Origin of the sequence: Streptomyces sp. NPDC018610 (assembly GCF_044391765.1) — a bacterium.
Taxonomy (GTDB): Bacteria; Actinomycetota; Actinomycetes; order Streptomycetales; family Streptomycetaceae; genus Streptomyces.
This window is the reverse complement of the sequence record NZ_JBISAL010000013.1, coordinates 86,764-101,126: the sequence shown is the minus strand read 5'-3', so window position 1 is coordinate 101,126 and position 14,363 is coordinate 86,764. Positions and strand designations below refer to the sequence as shown.

The window sequence follows — 14,363 nt, the reverse complement described above, 5'->3', positions numbered from 1 at the left end:
CGCGAGGCGCTGCCCGGCCCCTCTCGCTTCTCGACGAGACCCCGCCATCCCATCAGCCGTATGCAGTCGCGGCATCGCTGCACGGAACGAACGGAGCACCACCATGCACACCACTCCGGCACCCCGCATCGCCATCATCGGCGCCGGCCCCGGCGGCCTGACCTGCGCTCGCATCCTCCAGCAGCACGGCATCACCGCCACCGTCTACGACCGTGACGCCGGCCCCGACGCCCGCAACCAGGGCGGCACCCTCGACCTGCACGCCGACAACGGCCAGATCGCCCTGCGTGAAGCCGGTCTTCTGGAGGAGTTCTTCCAACTGGCCCGCCCCGAGGGCCAGGAGATGCGCCAGATGGACCCGGCCGGCACGATCCTCTTCCACCACGCCCCCGAGGAGGGTGAGCGGTTCAAGCCGGAGATCGACCGCGGCCAGTTGCGCGACCTGCTGCTCAACTCGCTTCAATCCGGCACCGTACGATGGGGCCATACCCTGCAGGCCATCAGCGGCCCCGACGAAGGTCCCCGGCAGCTGCACTTCGCCGACGGCTCCACCGCCGAAGCGGACCTCGTCGTCGGCGCCGACGGCGCCTGGTCCAAGGTCCGCCGCGTCATTTCCCCGGCCGTCCCCCAGTACAGCGGCGTGAGCTTCCTGGAAGCCTGGTTCCACCATGTCGAGGCCCGGCACTCCGACATCGCTGAAATGGTCGGCCAGGGCGGCGCCGCAGCAGCCGATGGCGACCGCGGCCTGTTCGCCCAGCGCAACAGTGGCGACCACATCCGCGTCTACATCATCCAGCGGGCCCCGGTCGACTGGATCACCGCCGGCGGCCTCACCCCCGAGGACACCGACGGTGTCCGCGCCCTCCTCCTGGAGCGCTACCGCAACTGGTCACCTCGCCTGCGCCAGCTGATCACCGACAACGACGGCCTCTACGTCGACCGCCCGATCTTCGCCCTGCCCGTCCCGCACACCTGGGAGCACAGCCCCACAGTGACTCTGCTCGGTGACGCCGCCCACCTCATGCCCCCGCTCGGCGTCGGTGTCAACCTGGCCATGCTGGATGCCTGCGAACTCGCCCTTGCCCTCGCACACCACGACACCGTCGACGACGCCATCCACGCCTATGAGGAGACCATGTTTCCCCGCTCCACGAAGATGGCCCAACTCCTTGACGGTGCCGCCGAACATCTACTGTCCACCCAACTGCCCGACTTCGCTGCCGACGGCAACCACTGACCAGGTCAGACGGTGAGCCGGGCAAGCGGCAATTGGACACCGCGTCCTTGATCACGGCCCCGGGCGTCGGGATCAGCCATTCGTGGACACGGCCCCGTCACGGCCGAGGGCCTCAGTGCAGCGCCTCGCCCGGTGCGAGGAGAATGGTGAGTTCGGCGATCGCATCCGGGAACGGCTTGGTCGGGTGTGCCACGCGGTGGGTGTGCAGCTCGGCGTTCTGTACATAGAGGTCGCCGGTGGGGGCGGGCTGGGTCGCGACCCGGTGGTGGACGTCGACCTGATAGCGGCCTTGCCGGCGTCAGCTTCATGGACTCCAGCGGTATCAACGCTCTTATCGCCGCGCATCATGCCGCGCAGAGCCATGGCGGCCGGCTGCGACTCGCTGCGCCGAGCCCCGCCGTCTTAGAGACCATCAAGATCGTCGGCCTCACCGAGGTCATCCCCTGCCACCCAACCCTGCGTGACGCACTTGCCGCCTGAATCCGTCAGCCGGACGAACTGAGCATGCTGATGCCCGCCACAGCCGTGGCGGGCATCAAGAGGGGTACCGCGAAGAGACTCAGCCGGTCATGAGCATGCCTTCGCGCAGCCGGGCCAGGCACCGGGACAGCAGCCGCGAGACGTGCATCTGCGAGACACCCAGACGTTCGCCGATCTGAGCCTGGGTGAGCTCCTCCACGAATCGCATGTGAATGAGCTGCCGGTCGCGCTCGTCGAGTTCGGCGATCATGGGGGCGAGGGCGTAGAAGTCCTCCACCAGCTCCAGAGCCGCGTCCTCGGTTCCGATGAAGTCCTGGAGGGCCGCCTCGCCGTCCTCGCTGCCGTTGAGCGTGGCGTCCAGGGAGGAGGAGTTGTAACCGTTCGAGGCCAAGCGGGCCTCGCGGACCTCGTCCTCGGACAGGCTCATCAACTCCGACAGCTCCTTGACCGTCGGGTCACGGTCGAGACGGCTGCGCAGCTCCTCCGTCGCCTTGGCGAGCTGAACGCGGGCCTCCTGCAGCCGGCGCGGCACGTGCACGGCCCAGGTGGTGTCGCGGAAGAAGCGCTTGATCTCGCCGACGATGTAGGGGATGGCGAAGGAGGTGAACTCCGCCTCCCTCGACAGCTCGAACCGGTCGATGGCCTTGATCAGTCCGATCATGCCGACCTGGACGATGTCCTCCATCTCCTCCGGCCCGCGGCTGCGGAACCGGCCGGCCGCGAAGCGGACCAGGGACATGTTCATCTCGATCAGCGTGTTACGGGCATAGCTGTACTCCGGCGTGCCCTCTTCCAGCACCGCCAACTGCCGGAAGAACAGCTTGGACAGCTCACGAGCGTCCTTGGGCGCCACCTGGGAAGGATCGACGACCTTGGGCAGCTCGGCCGTCCGGGTGCGCGTTGCCAGCGTGCTGGGCGCCATGCTGATACCCTCCCACGATCGATCTCACCGCTGCCGCCTGCCGAAGAAACGGCCGACACGCCGCCGCTTACCCCGTCATCCTGCACCCATGCCTGCTCCCTGAGCGAACGGTGGATCGGGCTCCGCCCATGCGCCAGGACACACGGCGGGGCCAGTGCCCCTGAGGCGACAGCGGTCGTTGCGCAGGGCCGACCGCCCGCGCGGCTCACTTCTGGAACCGACACTGGCCTGGATCCAGGACCACCTCGCCGAGGATCTCACTCTGGAGGACATGGCTGCCCGCTGCGCCATGAGCACCCGCACTTTCAGCCGCCGCTTCCGTGAACAGACCGGCACGACCCCGCTGCAGTGGCTGCTCCGCGCACGCGTCCGACACGCTCAGTACCCGCTGGAGAACAGCGACCCGGCGCGAGGTTGTGCCATGTGTTAGTCTCACGCGTTTGCGTGGTCGTCGCGGTGGGCGATTCTTCCTGTTCCGCTCGGCTTGTGCGTGGGCTGTTCAAACCTGCCGGGCCTCCCTCGGTACGTTCCCTTGCGGAAGGCTGTTCATGAAGCATCCCAATGACTCCGGCATCGCGCACGGCAGTCCCGCCCGGCCCGAGGCAACGACCCCGGCGTCGCCCCCGGCCGTCACCTTCGCCGGTCTGGAACTGCCGGCGGAGGTGCTGCGGACCCTGAGCGACCTCGGGGTGCGCGACCCCTTTCCGATCCAGGCCGCCACGCTGCCCGATGCCCTGAAGGGGTGCGATGTCCTGGGGCGTGGGCGCACCGGATCGGGCAAGACGCTCGCCTTCGGCCTGCCGCTGCTCGCACGGACGGCCGGGCGGCGCGCGGAACCGAAGCAGCCCCTTGCTCTGATCCTGGTGCCTACCCGGGAGCTGGCCCAGCAGGTCACCCAGGCGCTGGCGCCGTACGCGGAGGCACTGCGGCTGCGGATCGCCACGGTCGTCGGCGGCATGTCGATCGGCCGACAGATTGCCGCGCTACGCCAGGGAGCCGAGGTGGTCGTCGCCACCCCCGGACGCCTGCACGACCTGATCGAGCGCAACGCCTGCCGTCTGGGACGGGTGAGGATCACCGTGCTGGACGAGGCCGACCAGATGTGTGACCTGGGATTCCTGCCGCAGGTGGTCGACCTGCTCGACCAGGTGCAGCCCGACGGTCAGCGGATGCTGTTCTCGGCCACTCTGGACCGCGACGTCGATCACCTGGTCCGCCGCTACCTCCACGACCCCATCGTCCACTCGGTCGATCCGGCCGCGGGCACAGTCACGACGATGGAGCACCACGTTCTGGTCGTCCACGGCCCCGACCGCTACGCCGTCACCACGGAGATCGCCGCCCGCGACGGCCGTGTACTGCTGTTCCTCGACACCAAGCACGCCGTCGACCAGCTCACCCGGCATCTGCGGGCCAGCGGGGTGCACGCCGGGGCCCTGCACAGCGGCAAGTCCCAGCCGCAGCGCACGCGGACCCTGGCGCAGTTCAAGAATGGCCAGATCACCGTTCTGGTGGCGACCAACGTCGCGGCCCGTGGCCTGCACGTCGACGACCTGGATCTCGTGGTCAACGTCGACCCGCCCACCGACGCCAAGGACTATGTGCACCGGGCGGGCCGCACCGCTCGCGCCGGTGAGTCCGGCAGCGTGGTCACGCTCGTGCTGGCGGGACAGCGCCGCGAGACGAGCCGAATGATGGCCGGGGCAGGCATCGAGCCGACCGTCACCAAGGTGCGCTCCGGCGAGGCGGAGCTGAGCCGGATCACCGGCGCCAAGACTCCCTCCGGGACCCCGCTCGACGGCGAGCCCGCCGTCCCCCGACCCAAGAATCCCAACGCTCCCTTCCGCGGCCTCGGCACCAGCAAGGGCACCTCCCGCGGCGCCGGCGGCAAGTCCCGGAAGGCGGGCGAGGCCCGCAAGCTCGCCGAGGCCCGCAGGGCCGCCCTCGTGCGTCGCAACGGCTGAGAGCCGTTGCCCTGGCAGCCTGGCCACGGGATCGACAACCCTCGGCCCGACCCGAAGCCGTCATGTGCGCCTCACCTACGAAGTCAACGCCTTCGGCCGCGAGAGAGATACCCGCCGAAACGGAGCGGGATGACGTTGCCGGCGCCTCGCACTGCGCCCGGCATGACAAGCTGTGCTTGCCCACCCCCGAACCTAGGAGATCACCATGACGGCAGAGCCCGTATCTACGGAAGGTTCGGAGCCGGATGCCCCTGAGACGTCCCCTCTGGAGCCGGACGGCGACGGCAACTACGACCTCAAGCGCAAGTTCCGCGAAGCCCTGGCGCGCAAGCGCGGTGCGCAGGCGGACGCCGCCGATATCGCCGCCAAGTCCGATGGATCGAAGGTGCGTTCGGCGCACGGCCCGGCTGCGAGCCAGCGGTCGTTCAGGCGCAAGAGCGGCGGCTGAGTCGATGAGTCCCGCGATCTGACCGCTTCACCGACACCGGCGCCATCCACTCGCGCGTCCCGTGCGGTGAACCCTTTCCAACCTGCCTATGGAGTCGGGCAGTTGGGCTGGCAACGTGGTGAAGCCCCCTGGTAGATGGGTTTTCGACCAAGAGAACCGTCTCCACCAGGGGCTTCACGTGCTTGTCTACCCGTCCGGGCTGGACGTGTCCAGCTCTGCCCTCCGTTTCCTCACGCAGCAGCAGCAGCAGCAGCGGCGGCACCGCCGTGCGATCGGTTCCCGCCGGCGACGGCTGAGCGCCGGCCGCCAGGCCCTGCCCGCGCTCGCCCACCTGCGGATAGGCCACACGTATGCCCAGCCCGCGGCCGGATGCGGCGTCGGAACCACCACCGCCTACCGGTATGTCACCGAGACCGTCGACCTCTTGGCCGCCCTCGCACCCACCCCTCCGAGCACGAGCGTTCCTTCGGCCACATGGTCGCTCACCTCCAGGGCGACCAGTTGCCGACCTGGATCGAAGCGGCCACCTCCACTACCGACCTACCCAGCCTCCGGCACTTCGCCCAGCATCTCGAACGCGACCCCGACGCCGTCATCGCCGGCCTCGCACTGCCCTGGAACTCCGGCGTCGTGGAGGTCATGTCAACCGGATCAAGATGCTGAAGACCGCTCGCGAGCGATGCCATCACCTCATGATCATTCAGCGGTTCCGTCACTCCACCGCCCCCAGATTCGACGGTAACCCACCAGTCCACAAGAAGTGGACCAGAGCACCACACGGGTCCCACCCGGCCAGCGGCTCTTCGTCCCACCCGGCCTCGGCCTCGTCGCCGTCCACTTCGGCTCGCAGGTCATCTCCCCGGACGTGCCGATCGCCCCGCTCGTCCGGGTGTTCCTGCGGATCGATACCCACCTCGAAGCGACTCGGTGAACTTCCTGTGAATCGGGCCGCGGTGACAGCGGCCCTGCCGGAATTGCGGGCATCGCCCACCGCGATGACGCCCGGAACTCTCAGGAAGTTCCCAGGATCTCTCCGGAGGTGATCAGGACCGGCTGACAGCGTTCGGCACCTGTTCCGATACGCCTCGACCGACGTGGAGCGTCTGCTGTGGCCACATTCCTTTCCGGGCTGGGCCGGTTCTCCTTCCGGAGGCACTGGCTGGTCGCGTTGCTGTGGGTGGTACTGCTCGTGGGGACGGGGGTGCTGGCCGGACGGGCTCCCGCCCCGCCGCCCAACGACTTCTCGATGCCCGGCACGGAGGCACAGCAGGCGTACGACCTTTTGGAGAAGAGCTTCCCCGAGCTGAACGCCGACGGCGCGACGGCCCGGGTCGTGTTCCGGGCGAGGGACGGCAAGATCACCGCTCCGGAGGCGAAGAAGGCCGTCCAGGAGACGGTCCGGGACCTCGGTGGCGATCCGCAGGTCGTACGGGTCACCGACCCGTACGCCACCCGGTCGGTGAGCGCCGACGGCTCCACCGCCTACGCTCAGGTTTCCTACGAGGTGCCCGCCTCGAAGCTGGCGGAGAACTCGCGCACGGCGCTGCGGGACACCGTCGAGACGGCGGGCTCGACGGAGCTGCAGGTCGAGGTCGGCGGCAATGCCGTCAACGCGGTCGCCGGCGGCCATTCCTCCGAGGCCCTGGGCCTCGCGGTGGCCGCCGTGGTGCTCGTCATCACCTTCGGCTCACTGCTCGCCGCCGGACTCCCGCTGCTCACCGCCGTCCTCGGCGTCGGCATCGGCGGACTGGCCATCAAGGTGCTCGCGGAGCCGCTCGGGCTCGGTTCGACCACGAGCGGGCTCGCCACCATGATCGGCCTCGCCGTCGGCATCGACTACGCCCTGTTCGTCGTCTCCCGCTACCGAGCTGAGCTCGTGCGTGGCCGCAGTCGCGAGGACGCGGCCGGGCACGCGGTCGGCACCGCGGGACCGGCGGTCGTGTTCGCGGGCCTGACCGTGGTCATCGCCCTCGCGGGCCTGGCTGTGGTGGGCATTCCGCTGCTCACGCGGATGGGACTCGCCGCGGCCGGTACGGTCGTCGTCGCGGTGCTCATCGCCGTCACGCTGATCCCCGCGCTGCTCGGGATCTGCGGCCGTCGGATCGGTCCGCCCCGCGTCAAGCGGCGTCGCGGCGGGGACGGCGGTCCGAAGCGGTCCATGGGTGTCCGCTGGGCCCGGTTCGTCGTGAGGCGACCGGTCGCGGTCCTCCTGGGCGGCATCGCTCTGCTCGGCGTGATCGCGGTACCGGCGGCGTCACTGAAGATGGGGCTCCCGGGCGACGAGAGCAAGCCCGCCTCGACCACGCAGCGCCGCGCGTACGATCTGGTCGCCGACGGCTTCGGCCCTGGCTACAACGGCCCGCTCACCGTGGTGGTCCAGGCAGAGGGAAGCGGCAGCGCCAGGGCCGCCGCCGGGAACGTGGCCGAGGAAGTCCGTGACAGGAAGGACATCGCCGCGGTCGGACAGCCGCGGCTGAGCGAGTCCGGCGACACCGCCGTCCTCGACGTCGTCCCGGCGACCGCGCCGTCGAGCACCGACACGGCCGACCTCGTGCACGCGCTGCGCGACCCGGCACTCGCGAGCGACAGCGACGCTCACGTCCTGGTCGCCGGATCGACGGCGATGAACGTGGACGTCTCGCGGAAACTCTCCGGCGCGCTGCTCCCGTACCTGGGGCTCGTGGTCGGCCTGGCGTTCCTGCTGCTCATCGCCGTCTTCCGCTCGATCCTCGTCCCGCTCAAGGCAGCGCTGGGCTTCCTGTCGTCCGTCCTCGCCGGCCTCGGCGCGGTGGTCGCGGTGTTCCAGTGGGGCTGGTTGTCCTCGGTGTTCGGTGTCGCGGTGCCGGGACCGGTGATGTCGATGATGCCGATCTTCATGGTGGGTGTCGTCTTCGGACTCGCGATGGACTACGAGGTGTTCCTCGTGACGCGGATGCGCGAGGCGTTCGTGCACGGGCAGTCGCCGAAGGACTCCGTGGTCAGCGGCTTCGAGCACAGCGCCCGCGTGGTGACCGCGGCGGCCGTGATCATGATCTCGGTGTTCGCGTCCTTCATGGGCAGCGACGAGCAGATGCTCAAAACCATCGGCTTCGGCCTTGCCGCGGCCGTGCTCTTCGACGCCTTCATCGTGCGCATGGCGCTCGTCCCCGCGGTCCTGGCGCTGCTCGGCCGGCGGGCGTGGCGGCTGCCCCGATGGCTGGACCGGCTCGTGCCCGACCTGGACGTCGAGGGCGAGCGGCTGGAGCGGGACCAGAGGGACGCCCTGGCCGACACGTCACCCCGAGGTTCCGACAAGGGCGCCGAACCCGCGAGAACCGGCACCGGCCACTGAGCCCGTGCCCGGGACCGGGGTCCGAGAGCCGCCCCGGTTCGCGCCCCAGTCCACGGGGCGGCCCCCTCCCGCCGCCCCGGGCCTCCCCCTTACCCCGTCATGTCGTACACAGGAGCCCGCCCCATGCCCTCCGTCCCCGCGTCCCTCCGTCCTCCCGGCTCGCCCTGGCGCCACGCCCTCGAAGGGGCCCTCTCTGCCGCGACCGCCGTCCTCGCGATGACAGCCGCCGCATGGACGGCGCTCATGGTCCTCGGCGCCGGGGCGATCGCCCCCGTCTCCCGCCTGGTGCCGATGACGGTGAGCATGGCCGTCGGCGGCGGCGTCACCTTGGAGTCGGCGCCCTCCGCCGGCTCCGGCGACGGGGGCGGTTCGGACGGCGGCCTCGGCGGGCTGCTGGGGGGACCGGGCGGTGGAGGCGGAGGTCTGAGCCTCGGCCTGACCGGTGAGGCGGCGGTGACGCCACTGATGCTGACGTTCCTCGGCACGGCGGTCCTGGCGACCGCCTTCTACCGGCCCCTGCGCCGACGGAAGCGGCCTGCTGCGGCGCTGCTGTGGGCCCGGTGCGGCGGCGCGCTGGTGACTTCGGCCGTGGTCCTCCCGATACTCGCCGGCATGGCCCAGGGCACGGCCCGGCTGCCGGAGAGCGTGACGGAGCGCTTCGGCAAGGGCGCCTCGTCCGGAGCGTTCAGCCGGTTCGGAGGCGGCGGGGGCGGAGGTCTCACCAAGGGCCTGTCGTCGGTCATGTTCGAGACCGACACCGCGGCGACCGTCCTCCTCGGTCTTCTGTGGGTCGGGGCCGTCCTCGCCCTCGGCTGCCTCGCCGCCCGTCGTACGACCCTCCCGCGCCCCCTCGCCCTCAGCCGCCTGCGCCTGAAGTGGCATGCTGTCGCCTCCACCGTGACCGGTTTCGGAACCGTGCTGTGCTGCTCGGCCCTGGTCGTCGCGCTCCTGGCCGCGGCCGCGTCCTTGACCGGCCGGGACCAGGCGGCGAAGGCGGCGGGCCTGCTGCTGCTCCTCGGCCCCAACGTGATCGCCGTCCTGCTCACCGCCGGCCTCGGCGCCTCCTGGCAGGCCGGCATGCACCGGTTGCAGCCCGAAGGCGGTGGCGGGATGCTCGGCATGCTCGGCGGCGCGGGCGCCGGTCAGGGGGACGCGGCGGGCACGGACAAGTCCCTCGACCTCGGCGGCTGGTCGGGCGCCGGCGTGCCGCTGTGGCTGCTCGCCATGACCCTCGTGCTGCTCCTCCTGGTGATCGCCGGATATGTGGCCTCCGCCCGCACCCCGGCCCGCACCCCGCGCGAGAACTCCGAAGCCCTGCTCGACCGCCACTCGGAGATCGCCCTGCGCACAGGCATCGCGGTGGGTGCCTCAGCTCTGGTGCTCCCCTTTCTCGCGCAAGGGTCGCTGCGGATCGGCATCAGCCTCATGGGCAACGAGATGGGCGGCATGACCGCGGGCCTGGAAGGCGGCCTGGGGCTGTCCGCGCTGACCGGATTCGTCCTGGCGGCCCTCGGTTCCTACGCCGGCAGCCGCCTGCACGGCCGACGGGCCCGGCGTTCGGTCCCCACCCCGCGGTTGCGCGGCGCCACGGGTGGACGGTCGGCCGCCGCCCGACCCGCCCGCCGTGTCCCGTCGGACAGGGTGTCGTGAGCTCCATGTGATCTCCTGAGAAGGCCCCTGTCAGCCCAGTCCTCAGTCCACGAAGGCAGCGATCCACACCATGGCGGCATCCGCACCTCCCCCACACTCCGTGGGTCGCCCCGGCCGGCACCACCTGCTCGTCGTCGACGACGAGCCGACCGTCCGGGAACTTCTGCGCGCCGCTCTGAGCTACGCCGGCTTCGACGTCGACGCCGCCGCAACCGGTCAGGAAGCCCTCGAACTGGCCGCGGCCCGCACGCCGGACCTCGTCCTGCTCGACGTGATGCTCCCGGACCTGGACGGCTTCGAGGTGATCCGCCGCCTACGGGCCCAGCCCCGCTCGGCCCTGCCCGGCCGCGGTGGCGACGTGCCCGTCCTCTTCGTCACCGCACGCGACGCCCGCCAGGACCGGCTGAACGGCCTGCGGCTCGGCGGAGACGACTACGTCACCAAGCCCTTCGATCTCGAAGAACTGATCGCCCGCATCCACGCCGTACTGCGCCGCACCCGGGGCGAGCAGCCCGTCCGGATGACCGTCGGCGACCTGACGCTGGAACCCGACAGCCACCACGTCGCCCGGGCCGGCCGGACCGTGCGCCTGTCCCCGACGGAGTTCCGCCTCCTGCACTTCCTCGTCGCCAACGCCGAACGGACCATGACGAAGAACCAGATCCTGGACGCCGTCTGGGAGTACGACTTCGGCGGCGACCCCAGCATCGTCGACACGTACATCAGCTATCTGCGCCGCAAGGTCGACAAGGGCGGGCCCAAGCTGATCCACACCGTCCGGGGCGTCGGTTACGTGATCCGCGAGCCCCGGGCGTGAAGCGGCGTGTCCCGCGGCTGCCCGGACACCGGCGGCTGCTCCGGCTGTCACTCCGCACCCGACTGTTGTGCCTGACCACAGCCCTGGTCGCGGTCGGTCTCCTCGGCACCGGCGTGATCGTCACCGCGGCCCTGCACGGCTACCTCCAGGACCGCGTCGACGACCGACTCGTCCTCACCGGGCAGATCGCCGCCCGCCTCGCCCCACCCGCAGGCACCGGGGTCCCGACCAGCGTGCGGGCCCTCAGCGTCCTCGGCGACACCACCGTGACCTATCTGGACGATGCCGGCGCCACCCGCGCGACGTTCGAGACGGGCACCGTGCCCCCGGGCGGCGGCCCCGAACTCCCGCCCCTGGACCGGGCGGCCGTCGTCGCCCACGGGGGCCGGCCCTTCGCCGTCCCCGCGAAGGACGGCGACCACGAGTGGCGGGTCATCGCCCTGATCCAGCCGACGCGGATGTTCCCGCCCGGCAGGGCCGCGGGCGGAGGCAGCGTCGTCGTGGCCGCCTCCCTCGACGAGGTCGACCGCACCGTCACCAAGACCCGCGACCTCTCCCTGACCGTGGGCGCCGTCCTGCTCGCCGCTCTGACCGTCGCCGGCTGGTTCGCCGTCCGCTCAGGGCTGCGTCCACTGACCCGCATCGAGGAGACGGCGACCGCCATCACCGCCGGCGACCACTCCCACCGCGTCCCCGAACTGGCCGCCCCTCACACCGAGGTGGGGCACCTGACCACCTGCCTCAACCAGATGCTCGACCGGATCGACACGGCCTTCCGGGCCCGAGCCGAGGCAGAGGCCCGCACCCACCGCTTCTTCGCCGACGCGGGACATGAACTCCGCACCCCACTCGTCGGCATCAAGGGCTACACCGACCTCTACCGGATGGGCGCCCTCCCCACCCGCGAGGACGTCGACCAGACGATGACTCGGATCGCCGCCGAGTCCGAACGCCTCACCCGCCTGGTGGAGGAGATGTTCCTCCTGGCCCGCCTCGACGAAGACGCGCTCTCCGACCGGGATCCGGCCCTCGCCCTCGACCTCGCCCCCATGGACCTGCGTACTCTGGCCGCCGACGCCCTCCACGACGTACGTGCCCTGGACGCCTCCCGCCCCGTCACCCTGACCGGCCTCGGCGGCGGAAGACCCGCCACCGCCCCCGCCGTCGCCGACGAGGCCCGCCTGCGTCAGGTCGTCACCAATCTCATCGGCAACGCCGTCGCCCACACCCCGCCCGGCACCTCGATCCGTATCGGCGTCGGCACCGCGGGCGACCGGGCCGTCCTCGAAGTCGCCGACGAGGGCCCGGGCCTCACCCCGGCCGAACGCGACCGCGTCTTCGACCGCTTCTACCGCACCGACGACTCCCGCGCCCGCACCACCGGCGGCTCGGGCCTCGGCCTCGCCATCGCCCACGCCCTGGTCACCGCCCACAACGGCCGCCTCACCCTCGTCACCGCCCCCGGGCAGGGCTGCACCTTCCGCATCGAGCTCCCGCTGCCCGACGCGTCACGGCCGGAAGCGGGCGGCGGCGGGTAGGGCGTCGACCGTGCCACCCCCTGCGATGTGGCCCGAAGGCGGTGCGCCGTGCAGAGAGCGCGAACGGGGTGGTGGAGGAAGGCCCTGGCGGACCCGGGCTGCGTCTGCAGATGCTGCCGAGCGTGGCGTGCCGGTGGACGTCGCTCACCCGGTGTCGGCTGCGGCGCGATGCGTAGATCTGAGGCATGTGCCGGCTGGACATGTCGGCCCGCGGGCCACGCACCGCCGCTGGACAGAACGGCGAACGCCTCGTGCAGCAGCTGAGCGAAGTCCTCGACCGAGTGCGGCGGCCCGCTCGGCGCGTCGGGACGGGGACGGCCCCTGCGGGGTGGTGAAGCGAACTGTCCGAGTTGCCCAGTTCGGGGATGCACCCCTGGGGCAAGGGCACCAACGTGGTGCTGGCCCCGACCGTCGACATCGTGCGCGACCCGCGGTGGGGAAGGGCTTTCGAGTCCTTCGGAGAGGATGCCTACCTCGCCGGACAAATGGGCCCCGCCGACATCCAGGGCATCCAGAGCCAGGGGCCGATGGCCCAGGTGAAGCACTACGCGGTCTACAACCAGGAGACCAACCGCAACGACATCACCGACAACGCGATCGTCTCCGACCGCACCGAGCGGGAGATCTACCTGCCGGCGTTCGAGACTTCGGTGAAGCAGGGCGACGCCGACTCGGCCATGTGCTCGTACTCGGCCGTCAACGGCACCTTCGCCTGAGAGAACGGGCAGCTGCAGAACAACGTCCTCAAGAACGACCTGGGCTTCACCGGGTTCATCACCTCCGACTGGGGTGCAACCCACCCGGGCCGCCCCTTCGTCCTGTGTCCGGGACGGCAGAGTTCATCGCGCGGCGTCTGGCCGCGGCGGGCGGACGCCACAAGCCCTTGATCTTCCACCGCGGCCAACTGGTCCGCCTGGACCGGGCGTGCGGCGTACACACACCCACCCGCGCCTTCGACTGGTGGGACGTCTGAGGCGGTGTCCGCACGGCGACCCCACCGGCCGTCCGCCACGACGGCGACGTCGGATGGTACGGAGGGCGCGGCCCACAGGGCGGGCGACGCCCGCCCGCGCCCTCAGGGCCGCGCATGTCCCCTCGCACGGTGGCCCTCCTGCGAGAGCCGCCGGGAGACCGCGCGGGCCGTCGCCCGCACGGCAGGGCCGTAGCCCGCGTCCGGGAACCCGGGGCTGGGCGCCACCACCGACAGCGCCGCCACCACCTCGTCCCCGTCCCGCACCGGCGCGGCGACGGTACTCAGCTGCCAGGGGTGGCTCTGGCGGCCGAGGGCCAGGTCACCACGCCGCACCTCCGCGAGCGTGCGGCGCAGATCGGCCGGAGTGCCGATGTCGTCGTCCCCGTGGCCGGGCTCGTAGCCGGCGATGACATGGTCCTGCACGGCCGGCGGCGCGAAGGCGAGCAGGATCAGTCCCACACCGGTGGACGTCAGCGGGAGGCGGCCGCCTACGCGGTACCGCACGGGACTGGCGTCGAGCGCCGAGAGACGCTCGACGAGCAGCGCCTCCTCCTGGTCGCGCACGGCGAGCAGCACATGCTGGCGGGTGACGTGAAAGAGGTCCTCCATGAAAGGCATGGCCACGGACCGCAGCCCGTGACCACGGGGCGCCAGGGAAGCGGTCTCCAGCAACCGCAGCCCCACGACGAAGCGGCCGTCGTCGAGACGTTCCAGCGCACCCACGTGCACGAGCGACCGGGCGAGCCTCAGCGCACTGCTGCGGGGTATGCCGCTGCGGCGTGCGAGATCCGCGAGCGGCAGCGCACGGTGATCGCTGTCGAAGGCGTTGAGCAGGTCGAACGCCCGCTCGATGACCGGTTGCCCCTCCGCGGGCCGACCCCCGCGCCTCGGTCGGACACCACCCGCGGAACCCGCTGTTTCATTCATCGGCATCACCCCTGCCACTGTACGGCCCCCCTTCCTACGGTGGTGCCCGTACGAAACCGCGCACGCACACCAGGAG

The 14,363-nt window shown here is 71.1% G+C and carries 14 protein-coding genes and 2 pseudogenes; 14 read left to right on the top strand and 2 right to left on the bottom strand.

What is annotated here, in order from left to right; all coding sequences use genetic code 11:
* The first annotated feature begins 103 nt into the window (after positions 1-103).
* Together ACH5A8_RS29905 and ACH5A8_RS29900 are read left to right on the top strand one after the other, a co-directional pair.
* Positions 104-1,237 (top strand): FAD-dependent oxidoreductase, encoded by a 1,134-nt coding sequence (locus ACH5A8_RS29905; protein ID WP_399007089.1) that lies wholly within the window; start codon positions 104-106, stop codon positions 1,235-1,237.
* A 306-nt stretch (positions 1,238-1,543) separates the two neighbouring features.
* Positions 1,544-1,717 carry an STAS domain-containing protein gene (locus tag ACH5A8_RS29900; protein WP_399007088.1) on the top strand — a complete coding sequence of 58 codons (174 nt, stop codon included), beginning with the start codon at positions 1,544-1,546 and terminating at the stop codon, positions 1,715-1,717.
* Between the two features lie 79 nt (positions 1,718-1,796).
* On the opposite strand, the gene ACH5A8_RS29895 is transcribed toward ACH5A8_RS29900, so the two are convergent.
* Entirely contained in the window at positions 1,797-2,639 is an 843-nt protein-coding gene (locus ACH5A8_RS29895; RefSeq protein WP_399007087.1) for an RNA polymerase sigma factor SigF, read from the bottom strand.
* Between the two features lie 196 nt (positions 2,640-2,835).
* Here ACH5A8_RS29895 and ACH5A8_RS29890 point away from each other — a divergent pair.
* The 12 genes and pseudogenes from ACH5A8_RS29890 to ACH5A8_RS29835 form a co-directional block, all read left to right on the top strand.
* A pseudogene (locus ACH5A8_RS29890) lies at positions 2,836-3,042 on the top strand (AraC family transcriptional regulator); the annotation flags it as partial.
* Positions 3,043-3,187: 145 nt separating this feature from the next.
* Complete coding sequence (locus tag ACH5A8_RS29885; RefSeq protein ID WP_399007086.1) at positions 3,188-4,603, top strand: DEAD/DEAH box helicase; 1,416 nt, start codon at positions 3,188-3,190, stop codon at positions 4,601-4,603.
* Between the two features lie 205 nt (positions 4,604-4,808).
* On the top strand, positions 4,809-5,051 hold the full coding sequence (locus tag ACH5A8_RS29880) for a DUF5302 domain-containing protein (protein WP_399007085.1): 243 nt from the start codon (positions 4,809-4,811) through the stop codon (positions 5,049-5,051).
* Positions 5,052-5,229: 178 nt separating this feature from the next.
* Positions 5,230-5,496 (top strand): annotated as a pseudogene (locus ACH5A8_RS29875) (transposase family protein); the annotation flags it as partial.
* Between the two features lie 29 nt (positions 5,497-5,525).
* Entirely contained in the window at positions 5,526-5,714 is a 189-nt protein-coding gene (locus ACH5A8_RS29870; RefSeq protein WP_399007239.1) for a hypothetical protein, read from the top strand.
* 97 nt (positions 5,715-5,811) lie between these two features.
* Positions 5,812-5,982 carry a hypothetical protein gene (locus ACH5A8_RS29865; RefSeq protein ID WP_399007084.1) on the top strand — a complete coding sequence of 57 codons (171 nt, stop codon included), beginning with the start codon at positions 5,812-5,814 and terminating at the stop codon, positions 5,980-5,982.
* Between the two features lie 177 nt (positions 5,983-6,159).
* Positions 6,160-8,382: an MMPL family transporter gene (locus ACH5A8_RS29860; protein WP_399007083.1), complete on the top strand. Its 2,223-nt coding sequence runs from the start codon at positions 6,160-6,162 to the stop codon at positions 8,380-8,382.
* Positions 8,383-8,481: 99 nt separating this feature from the next.
* Positions 8,482-10,032 (top strand): streptophobe family protein, encoded by a 1,551-nt coding sequence (locus tag ACH5A8_RS29855; RefSeq protein WP_399007082.1) that lies wholly within the window; start codon positions 8,482-8,484, stop codon positions 10,030-10,032.
* A gap of 70 nt (positions 10,033-10,102) precedes the next feature.
* The gene (locus tag ACH5A8_RS29850) at positions 10,103-10,849 is read left to right on the top strand and encodes a response regulator transcription factor (RefSeq protein WP_399007081.1); all 747 of its coding nucleotides are present in this window, start codon (positions 10,103-10,105) and stop codon (positions 10,847-10,849) included.
* Complete coding sequence (locus ACH5A8_RS29845; protein ID WP_399007080.1) at positions 10,846-12,387, top strand: ATP-binding protein; 1,542 nt, start codon at positions 10,846-10,848, stop codon at positions 12,385-12,387. The genes ACH5A8_RS29850 and ACH5A8_RS29845 overlap by 4 nt, the downstream gene beginning before the upstream one ends.
* 350 nt (positions 12,388-12,737) lie before the next feature.
* Entirely contained in the window at positions 12,738-13,103 is a 366-nt protein-coding gene (locus tag ACH5A8_RS29840; RefSeq protein WP_399007079.1) for a glycoside hydrolase family 3 N-terminal domain-containing protein, read from the top strand.
* A 104-nt stretch (positions 13,104-13,207) separates the two neighbouring features.
* The gene (locus ACH5A8_RS29835; RefSeq protein WP_399007078.1) at positions 13,208-13,360 is read left to right on the top strand and encodes a hypothetical protein; all 153 of its coding nucleotides are present in this window, start codon (positions 13,208-13,210) and stop codon (positions 13,358-13,360) included.
* Positions 13,361-13,462: 102 nt separating this feature from the next.
* On the opposite strand, the gene ACH5A8_RS29830 is transcribed toward ACH5A8_RS29835, so the two are convergent.
* Positions 13,463-14,287 (bottom strand): IclR family transcriptional regulator, encoded by an 825-nt coding sequence (locus ACH5A8_RS29830; protein WP_399007077.1) that lies wholly within the window; start codon positions 14,285-14,287, stop codon positions 13,463-13,465.
* Between the last annotated feature and the right edge of the window lie 76 nt (positions 14,288-14,363).